This is a genomic window from Streptomyces tailanensis (genome assembly GCF_008386495.1).
In the GTDB taxonomy this organism is placed as follows: domain Bacteria; phylum Actinomycetota; class Actinomycetes; order Streptomycetales; family Streptomycetaceae; genus Streptomyces; species Streptomyces tailanensis.
Window position 1 is genome coordinate 54,648 of sequence record NZ_VTHJ01000012.1, and the last position, 16,864, is coordinate 71,511.

The following is a 16,864-nucleotide window of genomic DNA, read 5'->3' on the forward strand; positions in this document are numbered from 1 at the left end:
TCGCCATGCGCTTCAAATCTAACGGTCCGTCAGAAACCGCGATGAGGGGAAGGGGCCGGAGTGGGAAACTTCTTGGCAGGCAAGGTCGTCGCCATCACGGGCGCGGGGCGGGGGATCGGCCGCGCGGTCGCCCTCGGCGCGGCGGCCGAGGGGGCGCGGGTCGTCGTCAACGACTACGGGGTCTCCGTCGACGGCTCCGAGCCGACCAGCTCCGTCGCCGAGGCGGTGGTGAAGGAGATCGAGGCCGCCGGGGGCGAGGCGGTCGCCGTCGCCGACGACATCTCCACGATGGCGGGTGGGCAGCGGGTCGTGGACGCGGCGCTCGCCTCGTACGGGCGGATCGACGGGGTGGTGTGCGTCGCCGGGATCCTGCGCGAGCGGATGCTGTTCAACATGTCCGAGGAGGAGTGGGATCCGGTCGTCGCCACGCATCTGAAGGGGACGTTCACCGTGTTCCGGGCCGCTTCGGCTGTGATGCGGAAGCAGCGGGCGGGGACCTTGATCGGGTTCACCAGCGGCAACCATCAGGGGTCCGTTTCGCAGGCCAACTACAGCGCGGCGAAGGGTGGCGTCATCTCGCTGGTGCGGAGCGCTGCGCTGGGCCTGCATCGGTATGGGGTGACCGCGAATGCCGTCGCGCCCGTTGCCCGTACGCGGATGTCCGCGGGGGTGCCGGTCGAGTTGACGGAGATCGGTGAGCCGGAGGATGTGGCCGCGCTCGTGGTGTATCTGCTGTCGGATCGGGCTCGGGAGGAGCGGATCACCGGGCAGGTGTACACGGTTGCGGGGCCGAAGATCGCGGTTTGGGCGCAGCCGCGGGAGCTGCGCTCGGCGTACGCCGATGGGGGGTGGACTCCGGAGAGGGTCGCGGAGGTTTTGCCGGGGGCGGTGGGGGTGGATCCGATGCCGATGTTGGAGCGGGTGTCGGAGATGGCCCGTGCGGCGGCGTCCGGGGAACGGCCGAACGCCTAGTAGCTCGGGGGTGCGGGTGATTCGGCGACTGCGGGTGGTGTGTGGCTGGTCGCGCCGGCCTAGGGGGTGGGGCACAGGTCGCCTATGTATCTCGCCCTGGCTGCGGGCAGTTGTGCCGCTGGGGCGATGGGGGCACCTCCCGCTCATGGGGGTCCCTCCCGCTCGAGCGAAGTCGAGAGTGGGGGAGAAGCCGAGAGTGGGGGAGGGTGGGCGCAGCGGCACCCTGCCAGCGCCGGTAAGCACTCATTTCGGTCGGCCAACCTAGGGCGGCAACTGTGGAGTTCGGGTTCAGTGAAGAGGATGAGGGCTTCCGGGCGGAGGCCAGGGCTTGGCTGGGCGCCCATGCGAGGGGTGAAGGGCAGGATCGGCGGGCTTGGGAGCGGACCCTCGGTGCTGCCGGGTGGATCGGGCTCGGCTGGGGCGAGGCGGGGTACGGCAATCGCACGGCGACCCTCGTGCAACAGGTCGTGTGGGCCGAGGAGTACGCGCGGGCCGGCGTGCCGCCGCGGTCGGGGCACATCGGGGAGAAACTGCTGGCGCCTACGTTGATCGCGTTCGGGACCGAGGGGCAGAAGGGGCGGTTTCTGCCGGTGATCGCGCGGGGCGAGGAGCTGTGGTGTCAGGGGTACAGCGAACCGGGGGCCGGGTCCGATCTCGCTGGGGTGCGGACCAAGGCCGAGCGCGCGGGCGACGGGTCGTACCGCGTCACCGGGCAGAAGATCTGGACCTCGCTCGCCCATGAGGCCGACTGGTGTTTCGTGCTGGCCCGTACCGAGGCGGGGTCGACGCGGCATCACGGGCTGTCGTTCCTGCTCGTGCCCATGGACCAGCCGGGGCGGATCGAGGTGCGTCCGATCCGGCAGATGACCGGGACGAGCGAGTTCAACGAGGTGTTCTTCGACGGGGCACACGCGCGCGTGGAGCATGTGGTGGGCGGTGAGGGGAACGGCTGGCGGGTGGCCATGGGGCTGCTCGGGTTCGAGCGCGGGGTGTCGACCCTCGCCCAGCAGATCGGCTTCGCGGAGGAGTTGCGAGCGGTCGTACGAGAGGCCGTGGAGAGCGGGGCGGCCGACGATCCCGTCGTACGCGATCGACTCGTACGGCAATGGGCCGAGCTACGGGTGATGCGGTGGAACGCCCTGCGGACGCTGGGCGGTGCGGAGGCGCCCGGCGCGCCGAGCGTGGCCAAGTCGCTGTGGGGGCGGTGGCATCGGCGGCTCGGGGAGCTGGCGATGGAGGTGCGGGGCGCGCGGGCGGCGGTCGGGCCGCGGGAGTGGTCGGCGCGGGCGCCGTACGAACTCGATCCGTTCCAGCATCTGTTCCTGTTCAGCCGGGCCGACACCATCTACGGCGGCTCGGACGAGGTGCAGCGCACGATCATCGCCGAGCGGGTGCTCGGTCTGCCGAAGGAGCCGAGGGGCTGAGGAGGTCGGGCTCGTGAGAGGCGTGGTGTTCGACGGGCAGCGGGTCGAAGTCGTCGATGACCTGGAGGTACGGGATCCGGGGCCCGGGGAGGTGCGGGTGGCCGTTTCGGCGGCCGGGCTCTGTCACAGCGATCTGTCGGTGGTGGACGGGACCATCCCCTTCCCCGTTCCCGTGGTGCTGGGGCATGAAGGGGCAGGCGTTGTAGAGGCGGTGGGCGTTGGGGTCGGCCATGTCCGGGTCGGTGACCATGTGGCGCTGTCCACCCTCGCCAACTGCGGGACCTGCGCCGACTGCGACCGGGGGCGGCCGACCATGTGCCGGCGGGCCATCGGGCGGCCGGGGCGGCCGTTCTCGCGGGGTGGGGAGCCGTTGTTCCAGTTCGCCGCGAACTCCGCTTTCGCGGAGCGGACGGTGGTCAAGGCCGTGCAGGCGGTGCGGATACCGAAGGACATTCCGCTGTCGTCCGCCGCGCTGATCGGGTGCGGGGTGCTGACCGGGGTGGGGGCGGTGCTCAACCGGGCGCGTGTCGACCGGGGGGACAGTGTCGTCGTGATCGGGGCCGGGGGGATCGGGCTCAACGTCATTCAGGGGGCGCGGATCGCGGGGGCGACGCGGATCATCGCCGTCGACGCGAACCCGGAGAAGGAGGCGGTGGCGCGGCAGTTCGGGGCCACCCACTTCCTGGTGTCGGTGGAGGGGGTACGGGATGTCGTACCGACGGGGGTCGCCCACGCCTTCGAGTGCGTCGGCCGCGTCGAACTCATCCGCCAAGCCATCGACCTGCTGGACCGGCGGGGGCAGGCCGTGCTGCTGGGGGTCCCGGCGGCGACGGCCGAGGCCTCCTTCCTCGTCTCCTCGCTGTACCTGGACAAGTCCATCCTCGGCTGCCGCTACGGCTCCTCGCGGCCACAGCGGGACATCGCGCTGTACGCCGACCTGTACCGGGAGGGGCGGCTCCTTCTGGATGAGCTGGTGACCGCCACGTATCCGGTGGAGGACTTCGCGAAGGCGGCGGAGGACACGGGGGAGGGGCGGGTGGCGCGGGCGGTGCTCACCTTCTGATCCCACCTAGGTGGCCAGGTAGTGAGCGATGGTCTCTGCCGCCGTCAGTGGTAGCGCGTGGTGGGAGATGCCGGGGAGGGTGTCGACGCGCGCTCCTGGGAGCGCGGCGCGTGCGGCCGTGGCCGTTCGGGCCGAGTCGTGGCAGCGGGCGCGCTCGGCGAAGAGGATGTCGACGGGGAGGTCGGGGACTCGGTCGAGCCCGGCGGGGTCGGGGCGGGGGCCGGTTACGGGGCGGACGGTGGGGAAGCGGGCCGTCTCGTCCTGAAGGCGCAGCCAGGCCGGGTCGAGGTCGGCGCCGCGGGTCTCCCAGGTCAGGAAGGCCCGGATCCGGGCGGGAGTGGGCCGCAGCAGCATGGGCAGGGCGCGCAGCACATAGCCGGGGCGGAGTCCGGCGAAGATCTGCGTCGGGTCGAGCAGTACGAGCCGGGCCAGACGGTCGGGGTGGCGGGCGGCGAAGTGGGCCGCGATCCAGGCGCCGTACGAGTGGCCGGCGAGGGTGACGGGGCCGGCGGTGCCGAGCCCGTCGAGGACCGCGTCGAGCCAGCCGGCCAGGTCCTCGGGGGTCCGGATCACCCTTCCCTCGGCCGGAACACTGAGCCCGGGCTCCCCCACCAGATCCACGGCATGCACCCGGTGTGTCCGGCCCAGCCCCGCGGCGACGGCGGCGCCCCAGACCGCGGAGGTGGCCCTGCCGCCGGGCAGGAGCACGAGCGGCGGGGCGGTGAGAGGGCCGCAGCTGTTGACGTGGGTGCGGCCGTAGGGAGTGGGGAGTCCGAAGTCCTCTGTGGGCGTGGGCCATTGGGCGAGTACGGCGTCGTAGGCGCCGCGGAACCGTTCGGCGTCGTAGGCGCTGCGAAATCGCGTGGGTATGGCTGACACGGTGAAACCCCATTACCTCGGTTGCCTCGCCAAGCGATAATCTCGCTCAGCGAGAGATTCTAGGTGGAGGCGGTATGGACGACAACCTGAAACTGGTGCATCTGCTGCGGGCGGTGACCGTCGAGTTCGGTCTCCGCCAGGCGGAGTTCGCGGCCCGCAACGGCATGCACTCCACCGACGTGCGGGCCCTGATCTGTCTGCTCGACGCGGCCCGTGCCGGGGAGGCGGCCACGGCGGGCCTGCTCGGCACCCGGCTGGGCCTCAACTCGGCGGGGACGACCGCGGTGATCGACCGACTGGAGAGGCTGGGCCATGTCGCGCGGGTCCGGGACGAGCGCGACCGCCGCCGGGTGCTGCTGCGGGTCGAGCCGGAGGCGGTGCGGCTGGGCTGGGAGTTCTTCGGGCCGCTGATCGAAGGGGTGGTGGGGGTCCTGGACGGGTTCGACGACGGCGAACGGGAGAGCGTCCGGCGGTTCCTGACGGGGGTGCTGACGGCTATGGAGGCGACCCCGTCCCCGTCCCCGTCCCCGCCCCCGCCCTGAACGTCCGCCTGTACGCCGTCGGCGTCACCCCCAGCGCCCCCTGCAAGTGCTGTCGCATGGACTGGGCCGTGCCGAAGCCCGCGTCGTGGGCGATCTGGTCCATGGAGAGGTCGGTGGACTCCAGTAGGTGCCTGGCGCGCTCGACGCGCTGTCGGGTGAGCCACTGGCCGGGGCTGATGCCGACCTCTTCGCGGAAGCGGCGGGTGAAGGTGCGGACGGACATGGACTCCTGTTCGGCCATGTCGCGGAGCTGGATCGGTTCGTGGAGGCGGCCCAGCGCCCAGGCGCGGGCGGCGGTCGTGGTCGCCGTCTGCGGCTCGGGCAGGGGCCGTTGGATGTACTGGGCCTGCCCGCCGTCCCGGTGCGGCGGCACCACCGTACGGCGGGCCACGTCGTTGGCGACCGCCGTCCCGTGGTCGCGTCGTAGGAGATGCAGGCACAGGTCGATCCCGGACGCGACGCCCGCGGAGGTGAGGACGTCGCCGTCGTCGACGAAGAGGACGTCCGCGTCGACCCTGACCTTGGGGAAGAGCCGCTGGAAGTGCTCGGCGTGGTACCAGTGCGTGGTGGCCGGGCGGCCGTCGAGGAAGCCGGCGGCGGCCAGGATGTAGCCGCCAGTGCAGATGGAGACGAGCCGGGTGCCGGGGCGGATGTGGGCGAGGGCGGCGGCCAGTTCAGGGGTGAGGACCCCCTCCTCGTAGACCGGGCCGAGCTCGTACGAGGCCGGGACGACGACCGTGTCGGCGGTGGCGAGGACCTCCGGGCCGTTCGGGACGAGGATCTCGAAGTCCGCGTCCGTCTCCACCGGGCCGGGCGGCCGGATCGAGCAGGTGACGATCTCGTACAGCGGGCGGCCGTCCGCGTCCCGCGCCTTGCCGAAGACGCGCTGCGGAATGCCCAGCTCGAAGGGGAGCAGCCCGTCGAGGGCGAGGACGACGACGCGGTGGAGCTGCGCACGCGTGTCTCTGGTGGCCATGGCCCGATCCTAGTGAATGCTGTCCTCCCAGCCACTCGTTCGCGGTCGTCGCAGGTCCGAAGGTTGGTGGCATGACCCAGACAGCCGCCACCACAGCCGCGACAGGCCAGGAACCCACCGAGTCCCGTCCCGCCAGGCGGATCCACCGCGCCTGGTTCGTCGCCGCCGTCACCTTCGTGACGATCATCGGGGCGGCGGCCTTCCGTTCCCTGCCGGGGCTGTTGATCGATCCGTTGCATGACGAATTCCACTGGTCGCGCGGCACGATCGCCCTCGCGGTGTCGATCAACCTGGCGCTGTACGGCCTGACGGCGCCCTTCGCGGCCGCGCTGATGGACCGCTTCGGCATCCGCCGGGTGGTGGCACTCGCCCTGATGGTGATCGCGGTCGGGTCCGGTACGACGGTGTGGATGAACTCGGCCTGGCAGTTGATGCTGTGCTGGGGTCTGCTCGTGGGTCTCGGCTCGGGGTCGATGGCGCTGGCCTTCGCGGCGACGGTCACCAACCGCTGGTTCACGGAGCGGCGGGGTCTTGTCTCGGGCGTCCTGACCGCCGCCTCGGCCTCCGGACAGCTGATCTTCCTCCCGCTGTTGTCGTGGATCGTCACCGAGTACCGCTGGCGGCCTGCCGCCGTCACCGTCGCCCTCGCCGCGCTGGCCGTCGTCCCCTTCGTATGGCTGCTGCTGCGGGACCACCCGGCGGACGTGGGGCTGAAGCCGTACGGGGCGAAGGAGTTCGTGCCGAAGCCGGAGCCGGTGCCGGGGGCGGCGACCCGGGCGGTGAGGGTCCTCTTCGGCGCGATGCGCACGGGGCCGTTCTGGCTGCTGGCCGGCACCTTCGCGATCTGCGGCGCGTCGACGAACGGCCTCATCCAGACGCACTTCGTGCCCGCCGCCCACGACCACGGCATGCCCATCAGGGCCGCGGCCTCGCTCCTCGCCGTCATCGGTGTCTTCGACGTCCTCGGCACGATCGCCTCCGGCTGGTTCACGGACCGCTTCGAGCCGCGCCGGCTGCTGGCCGTGTACTACGCGTTCCGGGGCATCTCACTCCTCTTCCTCCCCTTCCTCCTGGCCCCCTCCGTCCACCTCCCGATGGTCTTCTTCATCGTCTTCTACGGCCTCGACTGGGTCGCCACCGTCCCGCCCACCATGGCCCTGTGCCGCGAGCACTACGGCGACGACAGCGCCATCGTCTTCGGCTGGGTCCTCGCCGCCCACCAGGTCGGCGCCGCCCTCGTCGCCTTCCTCGGCGGCCTCGCCCGCGACACCTTCGGCTCGTACGAGGTCGTCTGGTACGCCTCGGGGGCGCTGTGCGCGGTGGCGACCCTGATGGCGTTGGTGATACGGCGGCCGCGGCGGCCGGTCGACCGGGCGCGCGGGGCGTTGGCGAAGGCCTGAGGTTCGGGGGCGCCTGTTTCTGCGGACACCGCTTCTTCCTGCATGTTGTCGGCATTGGTCAGGACGCGCGGGTCGACTCGGCCCTCCACCCGGAACGGCGGCACCAGGTTCAGTTCAGGCAGCACGCGGTAGCCGGGACCGTCGACAGGCAGTGCGGCGAGGATCTGGTCCCACACCCCGCCGTTAAGCCACCGCTTATAACGGGAGTGGACGTCCTTCCACGCGCCGAACCGTTCGGGCAGGTCCTCCCACTTCACGCCCGTGCGTGCCTTGTAGAACATCGCGTCGAGCATCCGGCGACCCGGGTGCAAGCAGTGGTAGGGCGGCTCCCACGCCTTGACGATCGGCTCGGCTGCGGCCCACGTCTTGTCCGTCAACTCCGAGGGCACGAGCCGACCGCTCGCCCTGAACCCTCCCGCCATCGAGCACGACAGCCCGAGCTTCGGCTTCGGCCCCGGGCCCGTGATCGTGACCTTCACGTCCAGCAGCCCCAGCACTTCGGCCTGCTCGTCGGGGTCCATGTCGGCCAGCCGGGTGCGCGCCACGGTGGCCAGCACCTGAAGGTCCTTCGCGCGCTGTTGGGCGGCCTCGATAGCGTTTCGGGACTGGCTCGTGGAGTTCATCCAGTGGCAGGGCCACAACAAGCGGACCGGTCCGGGCCACGAGGAGGACGTACGCGCCGAAGCGGTCCGCGAGACGACGAAGCGCTGGCCGAATGTCGAGAAGCTCTCGGCCAAGGCCCATGAGGCGTACGACGAGTTGGTGAAGGTCATGCGTGCGACCGCGATCTTCGAGCCGGTCGTCGCCGAGTCACCCCGCCGAACCGGGAACTCCCCCGGTAGTTCAGAAGGGCACGCCCGCTCGCTTGGCGAGGCGGGTCAAGCGGGGGTTGCTCCGGCGGTGCAGCGACGTGAGCACGCGCATCAGCTCCTGTGACGTGGGGTGGACGCGGGCCATCTCGGGCGCGACGTCCCACGCCTCTTCGAGCGATTCGAGGGCGGCGTCACGGTCACCCAGGGCGAGGTGCGACCGGCTGAGGTTCATGTGCAGAGGACCGATGCGGGTGGCCGGGAGGTCTGTGCCGCCCCGGATCAGGTCGTCGGCGGTGTCCAACGCGGTGCGGTGCTGGTCCATGTCGGAATACGTCGAGATGACGTGCGTCGCGGTCTGGTCGGGCCCGAAGTGGATGCCATGCTCGTCGGCGTCCTCGCCGTACTCCTCGGCGGTGCGCCACGCGGCCTCGATGTGCTGCCGGGCGGTGGCCTTGTCCTTCAGCCGACCGGCCAGCGTCAGGCCGCGAAGGTGCAGGATGCCCAGGCCGAACGCGCGGTCGCGGCCGTGCAAGGTCGTCTCGGCCTCCACGATCGCGCGGTCCACGATGGCCAGACCGCCCGCGAAGTCCCCGGAGTTGAGGAAGGTTCCGGCCTCGTCCCGAGCAGCCACCGTGGCGGCAATCGGGTTCGCCCTCTCGGCGGCCAGCCGCTGTTTCATGACGGCCAGCTCGGCGAGGTGCATCCAGCGGTGTCGGGCGGCCAGCCAGTACACGACCGAGTACGTGTCGGCGACGCGCGTCCAGGCGTCGGGCGACTGGGTGGCGTGGGCGAAGTTGGTCGTCCGGGTCAACACGCCCGGGGTCTTCTGCAACACCGCCGACAGCTCGGTCCGGTAGCGGTGTTCGTTCAGCTCGGCCAGCTCGCGCGGCAGGTCCTCGGGGTGAGTCGGAGGGCCGTCGGGGATGTCGAACCGACGAATGGCGTAGTTCAACGCGGTCAAGCTGTTCTCGTCGGCACCCTCGACCGGAGCCGTACCGAGCAGCTCGTCAAGGGTCATCCGCATGGCTTGTGCGAGGGCTGCGGCGATGCCCTGCGTCAGTGCGCGGTCGCCCACCTCGATCTTGCTGAGCAGCGAGACCGACACACCCGCCCGCCGGGCAAGGGCGACCTGGCTCAGGCCACGCGCCTTACGACAGACGGCCACGTTCGCACCGGGTCCGGGAATCTTGGTCGCGCTCATACCTGTGCGTCTTCCCCGCTCGACTTCCGTTACGTCCCATCGTCCCACCGTGGCCAGTCACGCGCCCTGGTGTTGTGCAAGAGGTGTGCAAGTTCGGCTTGCACGGCGGCAGTTCTCTTGGGTGACACACGTATGCCCAGGTGGGACGAGGGGGCATGGCACAGACAGAAAAGCCGCCAACGATGCTGAGTCACGGCGACCTGCCTTACCCGGCGGGGACGCTCGTTGAAGACACGCTCTCGAAGCGCACGGGCGAGCTTCACGGCGTGATCGAGGAACGCACCAAGGAGGGCAACAAGCTCATCAGCCAGACGGCGTTCCTGCGGCCGGAGGGCGGTGGCACGGAATGGGACGTCCCTTTGAAGCACGTCCGGCCCGTCGAGAACCCTTAAGCGTTCCCACGAAGCGCGCGGCCCTCGTCACCCCGGGCGACGTGATCGGCTACGAGGGTGAGTGGCGCACCGTCAAGGAGGCAACCACCGCACGCGGTCCGATGGGCGGGTTAGCCGTCGTGGTCACCTGGGAGGAAGGCGGTTCGGCGCGCTTCCCTGCCGGGGACGAACTCCTCCTTGGAGAGCCGGATTCCGCCTGACCCGCACTTGAGCCCCACCCCAACTCAACTGGGGTGGGGCTCAGTTGTGCCCTGACACATTGCTTATCGGTCTGCGCTACCATCGTGCGCAGAGGGCCGCCCTGCGGCCCCTCGCACCTGGGCGCTGACACTCGGTGTCGGACCAGGACGCTGCCCCGTTAGAGCTCGGGGCCCCCTTTTCAAGTCCGACAGGGGGCCTGACGCACAAGCTCGAAGACGGGGCCGCAGACAAGGAAGGTTGTTGCACGACCCGGGCTGACGAACAGCCCACCCGAGAACATTTGCGTGTTCGTGCGTCAAGCGCGGGTGTCTCGGTCCGAACCGTAGGGTTCGGATCGAGGCTGCCTGCGCGCAGACCACCGATCCGACCCATGACAGGGAAGGTTAAGGATCGGTGGACGGCACTGCCATCCTCTTCATTCTCGCCATCGCTGGCGTGGTGGCCATCTTCCTCTTCGCCTTGAAGGGGTTGTTGGACCAACTCCCGGACGTCTTCGACTCCGCCGGACGCGCACGCGATGCGTGGGATCGGCTGACCAAGAAGAACGACCAGGCTCCCCAACCCGACGCGACCGAGGAACAGCCGCCCCTGGCGGTCTCCCCGGCCAGCAGCGAGGAGCCGCCTGCCGCCGCATAGGTCGTCCGGGCTTCCGTGGGGTCTCGGAGCGCACGAGACCCCGTCCCGGGGCACCAGGCCCGGCAGGTACACGAGAGGCCACGGGAGATACCGCCCGTGGCCTCGTGCTTCGTGACCGGATGACTCAGGCGGCCACGGCCACTAGGAACCGGATCGGAGCCAGAGCGGCACCCCCGGAAAGAGGTGTGGGGGCGCCTGGAGCCGCAACCTTTCAGCCTGGGCACACTCCCTGTAGACGGGGAGGGGTGTTGGTGATGTTCATGGCAACCGCCGGGGTGGCGGGTGAGGGCGCGACCCGCAGGAGCGCCGAGCCGTCGGCGGTTTCCATGGCCGTACTGGGAGTGGAGGGCGCGCTGTTGTGCGCCGCGCTCTCCCTGGTGGCTCTGGGCACCCGCTCCGGGCCCGGCGGCGGGGAGGCCTTCGCCGCCGTCGCGATCGGCCCGCTGCTGCTTCTGCTCATCCTGTTCGCGGCCGCCGTACTGACCACGGCGTACGTCCTCCCGGCCGTGGTGCTGGCCCACTGGACCGCACGGCAGCTGACGGGCCGTATCGCCTGGTGGTGGATCCCGCCCGTCTGCACCCTGTGGGTGCTCCCGGCCCTGGCCGTCCCGTCCTGGCAGCTCACGGCCCTCGCCGTCTACGCCGTGGCCCTGCCCCCGGCCCTCGCGGCGCACTTCACCGTCGCACGCGCCGACGCGGGCCGCCCGGTCCAGCCCTGCGTGGCGATCCTGACGTGGGGTGCGGTGGCCGTGGTGTGCGTGCTGGTGGGGGGTGGGTTGGTGGTGATGCGTTAGGTGGGCTGGCCGGGGGCTGGTTGGTCGGAGCGGCGGGCCGAGGAGGCCTGGACGAAGCCGCCGAACCGGCCCCGGTGGAACAGCAGCGGTGCGTTCGTGGGGGCGTCGGTCTCGTCCGCCGTGCCCAGCGCCTCCACCCTGCCCACCACGATCAGGTGGTCGCCGCCGGTGTGCACGGCGTGGATCGTGCAGTCGATCCAGGCGGGGGCTCCGGTGAGGCGGGGGGAGCCGGTGGCGAGGGCCGGGTCGTAGGAGACCCCGGCGAACTTGTCCGCGCCGCTCACGGCGAAACGGCGGCACAACTCGCCCTGGAGAGCGCCGAGTACGTTCACACAGAAGACGCCGGCGCGGGCGATGCGGGGCCAGGTCGTCGACGTACGGCCGACCATGAACGCGACCAGGGGTGGGTCGAGGGAGAGCGAGGCGAAGGACTGGCAGGCGAAGCCGGCGGGGGGCTCACTCTTTTCGGCCGCCGGTGCGGTGATCACGGTCAGTCCCGTCGCGAAGTTGCCCAGTACGCGCCGGAATTCGGCCTGGTCGACCGGTGCGCGCTCGTCCTCGCCGACGCAGCGCAGGTCGGGGCGCGGCAGTGCTTCGACGACCGGTTCGGTGGCCGTCCCGCGGCCTCTGTCCGCCCTCAGGTAGCGGACGGCGGCGGCTGCCATTCCCGCATGTCCCATCACATCGACCATTGAAACTGACGCACCGTCAGAAGTGAAGTGTTGGGCGAGTGGGACTCAGCGGCCCTCGAAGCGCGGTGCCCGGCGCTCCCCGAAGCTCGCCACGCCCTCCTGCGCGTCCGCCGTCGTCATGTTGATCTCCTGCGCGGCGGCCTCGGCGGTGAAGGCGGTGGTGCGGTCGGTGTCGAGGGAGGCGTTGACGAGCTGTTTGGTGAGGGCGAGCGTGCGGGTGGGGCCGGTGGCGAGGCGTTCGGCCCACTCCCGGGCCGTCTTCTCCAGGTCCTGGGCGGGGACGACACGGTTGACCAGGCCGAGGCGTTCCGCGTCGGCGGCGGGCAGGGCGTCGCCGAAGAACATCAGCTCCTTGGCGCGCTGGGGGCCGATCAGGCGGGGGAGGAGGTAGGCGCCGCCGCCGTCCGGGACGAGGCCGCGGCGTACGAACACCTCGATGAAACTGGCCTCTTCGGCCGCCAGGACGAGGTCGCACGCGAACGCGAGGTGCGCGCCGATGCCGGCCGCCGTGCCGTTCACCGCCGCGATCACCGGCTTCTCGCAGTCGAGTACGGCGGCGACGAGGCGCTGGGCCCCGAGGCGGATGGTGCGGGAGATGTCGCCGGGTACGCGTTCGCCGGTGTCGGTCGCCGGTCCGCGCAGGTCGGCCCCCGCGCAGAAACCGCGGCCGGTCGCGGTGATCACGACCGCGCGTACGGCGGGGTCGGCGGAGGCGTCCGAGAGCAGCTGGATGAGTTGTTCCCGCTGGTCAGGGGTGATGGCGTTCAGCGCTTCGGGGCGGTTGAGGGTGATCCACGAGACGGCGTTGTCAGTGGCGTGCAGTATCAATGAGTCACGGGATTTTTCGGGAGGTTCGAGGGGGGAAGCGGACATGTGGGTGCTCCTGTTACTGCGGGGAGTGATGGCTGGGCTCGGAGTCCGGTGGTGTTCAGTCCGGTGGTGGTCAGCGGCACACCGTCAGCGCGTCCAGCGCCACGGCCCCCTGCCCCCTCGGCAGCACCATCAGCGGGTTGATGTCCAGCTCCGCGATCTCGTCCCCGAGTTCGAGCGCCATGCGCTGGACGCGGAGGACGACCTCGACCAGGGCGTCCACGTCGGCCGGGGGAGCCCCGCGGACCCCGTCCAGCAGGGCCCGCCCGCGCAGTTCGGTCAGCATCGCGCGGGCATGGTCCTCGCCGAAGGGGGGAACGCGTACGGCGGAGTCGCGCAGCACCTCGACGAGGACACCGCCGAGCCCGACCGTGACCGTCGGTCCGAAGAGGTCGTCGTGGGTGACGCCCACGACCATCTCCACGCCGCGCTCGACCATCTGGCAGACCAGCACGCCGTCGAGGGACACGTCCTCGTAGCGGGCGATGTCCGTCAGTTCGCGATAGGCGTCGCGGATCTGGCTGGCGGAGGTCAGGCCGATCTTCACCAGCCCCAGCTCCGTCTTGTGGGCGATCCGCGCCCCGGACGCCTTCATCACCACCGGGTAGCCGACGAGGCTCGCGGCGCGTACGGCCGCCGCCGCGCTGGTCACCAGTTGCTCGCGCGGCACGCGTATCCCGTACGCGCGCAACAGCTGCTTCGCGGCATGCTCGCTCAGCTGCTGCCCCGGCCGCATCAGTGCCCGTGCCTTGCGGAAGGAGGGCGAGGGGGAGCGGGGGGCCTCGTCGAAGGGGGAGCGGTAGGCGGCGGTGAAGCGGCTGTGGTCGAGGTGGGCGCGGACGGCGGTGATGCAGTTGGCGAAGGTACGGAAGGTCGCCACCCGGGACGACCCGAGCAGGGTCTCGCGGTACGCGGCCTCGATGCCCACCGGCGACCCCCACACCACGCACACCAGCTTGTCCGTTCGCTTCGCCGCGTCCACCAGATCCTGGGCGAGCTTGTCACTCATCGGCGGGAAGGGGCCGGTGATGGGGCAGATCAGCACGCCCACCGCTGGGTCGTCGAGGATCGCGTCGAGGATGCGGGGCCCGCGCCAGTCGCCCACGGGGTGCCCGCCGTTGTCGACGGGGTTGGCCACGCTCAGGTAGTCGGGGATCCACTGGTGCAGCTCGGCCTGCTTGGCCTCCGAGAGCGTGGGCAGGGGCAGCCCGGCCTCCGTTGCCAGGTCGGCGAAGTGCGCGCCCGTGCCGCCGGAGATCGAATAGACGACGACGCCGTCGGCCGACGGGCGGTTCGAGGTGGACCCCGGCCGTCGTGCCCGTGCCAGCAGGGTGGCCGTGTCCTGGAGTTCGTCGAGCCCGTCGACCCGTATCACGCCGTACTGTCGCATCGCCGCGTCCACCACCGCGTCCGCGCCGGTCAGCTTGCCGGTGTGGGAGGCGGCGGTGCGGGCGCCGGTCTCGGTGCGGCCGACCTTGACGGCGACGACGGGTACACCGCGCCGGGCGGCCCGGTCGGCGGCGAGGAGGAAGGCGCGGCCGTTCTTGAGGCCCTCGACGTAGGCGGCGATGGCGCCCACCTCGGGGCGTTCGGCGAAGTAGGAGATGAAGTCGGCGGTCTCCAGATCGGCCTCGTTGCCGGTGGGGGCCCAGTGGGAGAGGCGGATGCCGAGTTCCTGGAGGGAGAAGACGGGACGGCCCTGATGCCCGGACTGCGTGATCAGCGCGATCGCCGGCCCATCCAGATCCTCCCGGAACCGCTCGAAGGCGTTGAGGTTGGTGTTCGGCCCGAGCAGCCGCATCCCCCCGGACCGCTCCACAGCGGCGGCCAGCCGCTCCTGCGCGGCCGCGCCCTCCGCACCGGTCTCGGCGAACCCGGAGGCGAAGGCGACGGCGAACTTCGCCTTTGCCTGGGCGAGTTGGTCGATCACGGGAAGGGGGTCGGAGACGAGCAGTACGGCCAGATCGACCTGCTCGGGCAGTTCGGCGACGGAAGGGGAGCAGGGAATGCCGAAGACCGACTGACGCGTGGTGTGCACGGGGTGCAGCCGGGCGCCGACCCGTTCGGCCCAGGCGATCAACTGCCGGGTGATACCGGTGTTGGGCCGCCCCTCGGCGTCCGAGGCACCGACGACGGCCACGGACTCGGGGTTGAAGAGGCGGTCCAGGTCGGGGACGGCGGCGTACAGCGGGCGCCCGCTGACGTCCAGGTCACCGGCCTCGGCCGGCCTGCCGTGCACGACCTGTTGGGAGTGCTCGCCGCAGGCGATGGCCCGAGCCCGGCGGGAGTCGGTGGTGAGGGTGCCGTGGGTTGATCCAAGCATCGGTCCGCCCGCTCCTGTGTGACAGCCAATTCACTGACGTGACGCGCTCACGTTTCACGTAACTGACACAGCGTCAGATTTCAGGCTATCTGAACTGACGCAATGTCAGGAATGGGTGTGCAGGCAAAGTTACGCGGCGGTACGGGTTGCGTACGGGGGTTGTACCCACCGTGCGCGATCGGAACCGAGGACGGATGGGGCGGACGGGGACACTCGCGTGCGGAGGCTTGGCTCAGCGCGCGGCGCGGCCCTCCACGGTGAGTGCGTCGCGTGTGGCGACGCCGCCCCTGCGGGCGATGGTCTTGGCGATCTTCTCGGCGTCGAGGGCGAGTTCGCGGAACATACCGCTGATCGGGTTGGTGTAGCCCTGGAAGTAGAGACCTGGCGCGTTGGCCGGGGTGCGGGCGCCGTGGACGAGGGGTCTGCCACGCGCGTCCAGCACTCCGAGGTGGCCGACAAGGCACTCCAGGGCACGGATATAGCCGGTGGCTGCGATGACGGCCTCCGGTCCGATGCGTTCGCCGTCGGCGAGGATCACATTGCCGTCCTCGAAGCCCTCCACGGCGGCCACGACCTCCACACGCCCCTTCCGTACGGCGTCGATGAGGCCGACGTCCTGGACGGGGATGGACCCCTCGTTCACGCGGGAGTAGAGGCCGGTGTCGGGGCGGGCCAGACCGTGCGCGGACAGGTCGGGCACGCTGAGCCTCGCCATCGGCTTGGCGAGCCGGTCCACCAGGGCGACCGGGAGGTGTCGTACGAGGACACCTGTGTACTGGGCCGCCCAGCCCGCCGTGGACCGGCGCACGATGTGCGGGGCGGTGCGCACGGCCAGCCGTACGCGCTCCGCGCCGCCCTCGCCGAGGTCGACGGCGATCTCGGCGCCGGTGTTGCCGATGCCGACGACGAGGACGTCGCGGCCGGCGTAGGGCTTGGGGTTGCGGTACTCGGAGGCGTGCAACAGCTCACCGCGGTACGTCTCCCGGCCCGGCCAGTCGGGCACGTGGGGGGTGTGGTTGTAGCCGGTGGCGACGACGACCGCGCCGCCGGTGAGCTCGCGGCCGCCGGTGGCGTGCAGCAGCCAGCCGGTGCCGTCGGACGACCGCTCCACCCGGGACACCTCGACACCGGTCACGATCTCCAGTTCGTGCACCTCGGCGTACTTCTCCAGGTACCGCACCACGTTGTCCCGCGACACCCACCGCCCGAACCGGCGCGGCATGGGCAGCCCGGGCAGCCCCGACAGTCGTCGGGTCGTGTGCAGATGCAGCCGGTCGTAGTGCCGCCGCCAGGACGCGCCCACCCCGTCCGCCTTCTCCAGCACGACGGCCCGCACGCCCCGCGCCCGCAACGCGTACGCCGCCGCGAGCCCGCCGGGGCCGCCGCCGATGACGTAGACGGGGTGCTCGGAGGCTGGGGTCGCGGATTCCGTGGATGCTCTGGAGTCGGCCATGTGTCTGAGCGTATTCGCGCCCTCACTTGATGGGTCTCGGTCAAGACCGGAATTGGTTGCGGATTGATCACGGCTGCAGGGGGTGTGGGTGGGACTGGTGACGTAGCTCTCTTGGAGTGTGGGGAGGCGGTGGCGTACGTGGTGACGGCGCAAGGTGGGGCTAGGGCCTGTCGTCAAATTCCCGTCGTCCGCCGGAGGGCGGGCCGAGCGCCCGCCGCGGTAGCGGCTGATGTC

Annotated in this window: 16 protein-coding genes and 1 pseudogene; 9 read left to right on the top strand and 8 right to left on the bottom strand. The window is 70.9% G+C overall.

From position 1 onward, the window contains the following. The first annotated feature begins 60 nt into the window (after window positions 1-60). The 3 genes from F3T56_RS12280 to F3T56_RS12290 all read left to right on the top strand — a co-directional run bounded on the left by F3T56_RS12280 (window position 61) and on the right by F3T56_RS12290 (window position 3,459). A complete protein-coding gene (locus F3T56_RS12280) occupies window positions 61-972 on the top strand; it encodes an SDR family NAD(P)-dependent oxidoreductase (RefSeq protein ID WP_149825009.1) in 912 nt (303 codons plus the stop codon). A gap of 275 nt (window positions 973-1,247) precedes the next feature. Then, window positions 1,248-2,396 carry an acyl-CoA dehydrogenase family protein gene (locus tag F3T56_RS12285; protein WP_149825011.1) on the top strand — a complete coding sequence of 383 codons (1,149 nt, stop codon included), beginning with the start codon at window positions 1,248-1,250 and terminating at the stop codon, window positions 2,394-2,396. 13 nt (window positions 2,397-2,409) lie between these two features. Next, window positions 2,410-3,459, top strand: coding sequence for an alcohol dehydrogenase catalytic domain-containing protein (locus F3T56_RS12290; RefSeq protein ID WP_149825013.1), 1,050 nt, complete (start codon window positions 2,410-2,412; stop codon window positions 3,457-3,459). A gap of 6 nt (window positions 3,460-3,465) precedes the next feature. Here the strand turns inward: F3T56_RS12290 and F3T56_RS12295 are convergent, their stop codons facing one another. Next, entirely contained in the window at window positions 3,466-4,329 is an 864-nt protein-coding gene (locus F3T56_RS12295; RefSeq protein ID WP_149825172.1) for an alpha/beta fold hydrolase, read from the bottom strand. An 83-nt stretch (window positions 4,330-4,412) separates the two neighbouring features. On the opposite strand from F3T56_RS12295, the gene F3T56_RS12300 reads away from it, so the two are divergent. Next, window positions 4,413-4,880 (top strand): MarR family transcriptional regulator, encoded by a 468-nt coding sequence (locus tag F3T56_RS12300; protein WP_149825015.1) that lies wholly within the window; start codon window positions 4,413-4,415, stop codon window positions 4,878-4,880. On the opposite strand, the gene F3T56_RS12305 is transcribed toward F3T56_RS12300, so the two are convergent. Next, window positions 4,834-5,856, bottom strand: coding sequence for a GlxA family transcriptional regulator (locus tag F3T56_RS12305; protein WP_149825017.1), 1,023 nt, complete (start codon window positions 5,854-5,856; stop codon window positions 4,834-4,836). The genes F3T56_RS12300 and F3T56_RS12305 overlap by 47 nt on opposite strands. 71 nt (window positions 5,857-5,927) lie before the next feature. Between F3T56_RS12305 and F3T56_RS12310 the strand changes: the two genes are divergently transcribed. Continuing rightward, on the top strand, window positions 5,928-7,256 hold the full coding sequence (locus F3T56_RS12310) for an MFS transporter (protein WP_149825018.1): 1,329 nt from the start codon (window positions 5,928-5,930) through the stop codon (window positions 7,254-7,256). Window positions 7,257-7,429: 173 nt separating this feature from the next. On the opposite strand, the pseudogene F3T56_RS49690 reads toward F3T56_RS12310, so the two are convergent. Together F3T56_RS49690 and F3T56_RS12320 are read right to left on the bottom strand one after the other, a co-directional pair. After that, window positions 7,430-8,029 (bottom strand): annotated as a pseudogene (locus F3T56_RS49690) (transposase); the annotation flags it as partial. A 70-nt stretch (window positions 8,030-8,099) separates the two neighbouring features. Continuing rightward, on the bottom strand, window positions 8,100-9,269 hold the full coding sequence (locus F3T56_RS12320; protein WP_246203581.1) for a helix-turn-helix domain-containing protein: 1,170 nt from the start codon (window positions 9,267-9,269) through the stop codon (window positions 8,100-8,102). Between the two features lie 155 nt (window positions 9,270-9,424). Here F3T56_RS12320 and F3T56_RS12325 point away from each other — a divergent pair, with 155 nt between their 5' ends. The 4 genes from F3T56_RS12325 (at window position 9,425) to F3T56_RS12340 (ending at window position 11,292) form a co-directional block, all read left to right on the top strand. Next, window positions 9,425-9,661: a hypothetical protein gene (locus tag F3T56_RS12325; RefSeq protein ID WP_149825020.1), complete on the top strand. Its 237-nt coding sequence runs from the start codon at window positions 9,425-9,427 to the stop codon at window positions 9,659-9,661. A gap of 41 nt (window positions 9,662-9,702) precedes the next feature. After that, window positions 9,703-9,861 (top strand): hypothetical protein, encoded by a 159-nt coding sequence (locus tag F3T56_RS47720; protein WP_246203582.1) that lies wholly within the window; start codon window positions 9,703-9,705, stop codon window positions 9,859-9,861. Window positions 9,862-10,255: 394 nt separating this feature from the next. After that, on the top strand, window positions 10,256-10,498 hold the full coding sequence (locus F3T56_RS12335) for a hypothetical protein (protein WP_149825024.1): 243 nt from the start codon (window positions 10,256-10,258) through the stop codon (window positions 10,496-10,498). Between the two features lie 254 nt (window positions 10,499-10,752). Beyond that, window positions 10,753-11,292: a hypothetical protein gene (locus F3T56_RS12340; protein WP_246203583.1), complete on the top strand. Its 540-nt coding sequence runs from the start codon at window positions 10,753-10,755 to the stop codon at window positions 11,290-11,292. Here the strand turns inward: F3T56_RS12340 and F3T56_RS12345 are convergent. The 4 genes from F3T56_RS12345 to F3T56_RS12360 all read right to left on the bottom strand — a co-directional run bounded on the left by F3T56_RS12345 (window position 11,289) and on the right by F3T56_RS12360 (window position 16,630). After that, entirely contained in the window at window positions 11,289-11,972 is a 684-nt protein-coding gene (locus F3T56_RS12345) for a flavin reductase family protein (RefSeq protein WP_246203584.1), read from the bottom strand. The genes F3T56_RS12340 and F3T56_RS12345 overlap by 4 nt on opposite strands. Window positions 11,973-12,029: 57 nt before the next feature. Next, a complete protein-coding gene (locus F3T56_RS12350) occupies window positions 12,030-12,857 on the bottom strand; it encodes an enoyl-CoA hydratase/isomerase family protein (protein WP_149825026.1) in 828 nt (275 codons plus the stop codon). Window positions 12,858-12,927: 70 nt separating this feature from the next. Then, on the bottom strand, window positions 12,928-15,177 hold the full coding sequence (locus F3T56_RS12355) for an acetate--CoA ligase family protein (protein WP_149825028.1): 2,250 nt from the start codon (window positions 15,175-15,177) through the stop codon (window positions 12,928-12,930). Window positions 15,178-15,409: 232 nt separating this feature from the next. Then, on the bottom strand, window positions 15,410-16,630 hold the full coding sequence (locus F3T56_RS12360; RefSeq protein ID WP_149825029.1) for a flavin-containing monooxygenase: 1,221 nt from the start codon (window positions 16,628-16,630) through the stop codon (window positions 15,410-15,412). Window positions 16,631-16,864 lie beyond the last annotated feature (234 nt).

Bases quoted from the DNA above. Each gene is read 5' to 3' on its own strand.
- F3T56_RS12300 (WP_149825015.1), top strand. From the start codon at position 4,413: ATGGACGACAACCTGAAACTGGTGCATCTGCTGCGGGCGGTGACCGTC.
- F3T56_RS12305 (WP_149825017.1), bottom strand. From the start codon at position 5,856: ATGGCCACCAGAGACACGCGTGCGCAGCTCCACCGCGTCGTCGTCCTC.
- F3T56_RS12310 (WP_149825018.1), top strand. From the start codon at position 5,928: ATGACCCAGACAGCCGCCACCACAGCCGCGACAGGCCAGGAACCCACC.
- F3T56_RS12320 (WP_246203581.1), bottom strand. From the start codon at position 9,269: ATGAGCGCGACCAAGATTCCCGGACCCGGTGCGAACGTGGCCGTCTGT.
- F3T56_RS12325 (WP_149825020.1), top strand. From the start codon at position 9,425: ATGGCACAGACAGAAAAGCCGCCAACGATGCTGAGTCACGGCGACCTG.
- F3T56_RS12340 (WP_246203583.1), top strand. From the start codon at position 10,753: ATGTTCATGGCAACCGCCGGGGTGGCGGGTGAGGGCGCGACCCGCAGG.
- F3T56_RS12345 (WP_246203584.1), bottom strand. From the start codon at position 11,972: ATGGGACATGCGGGAATGGCAGCCGCCGCCGTCCGCTACCTGAGGGCG.
- F3T56_RS12350 (WP_149825026.1), bottom strand. From the start codon at position 12,857: ATGTCCGCTTCCCCCCTCGAACCTCCCGAAAAATCCCGTGACTCATTG.
- F3T56_RS12355 (WP_149825028.1), bottom strand. From the start codon at position 15,177: ATGCTTGGATCAACCCACGGCACCCTCACCACCGACTCCCGCCGGGCT.
- F3T56_RS12360 (WP_149825029.1), bottom strand. From the start codon at position 16,630: ATGGCCGACTCCAGAGCATCCACGGAATCCGCGACCCCAGCCTCCGAG.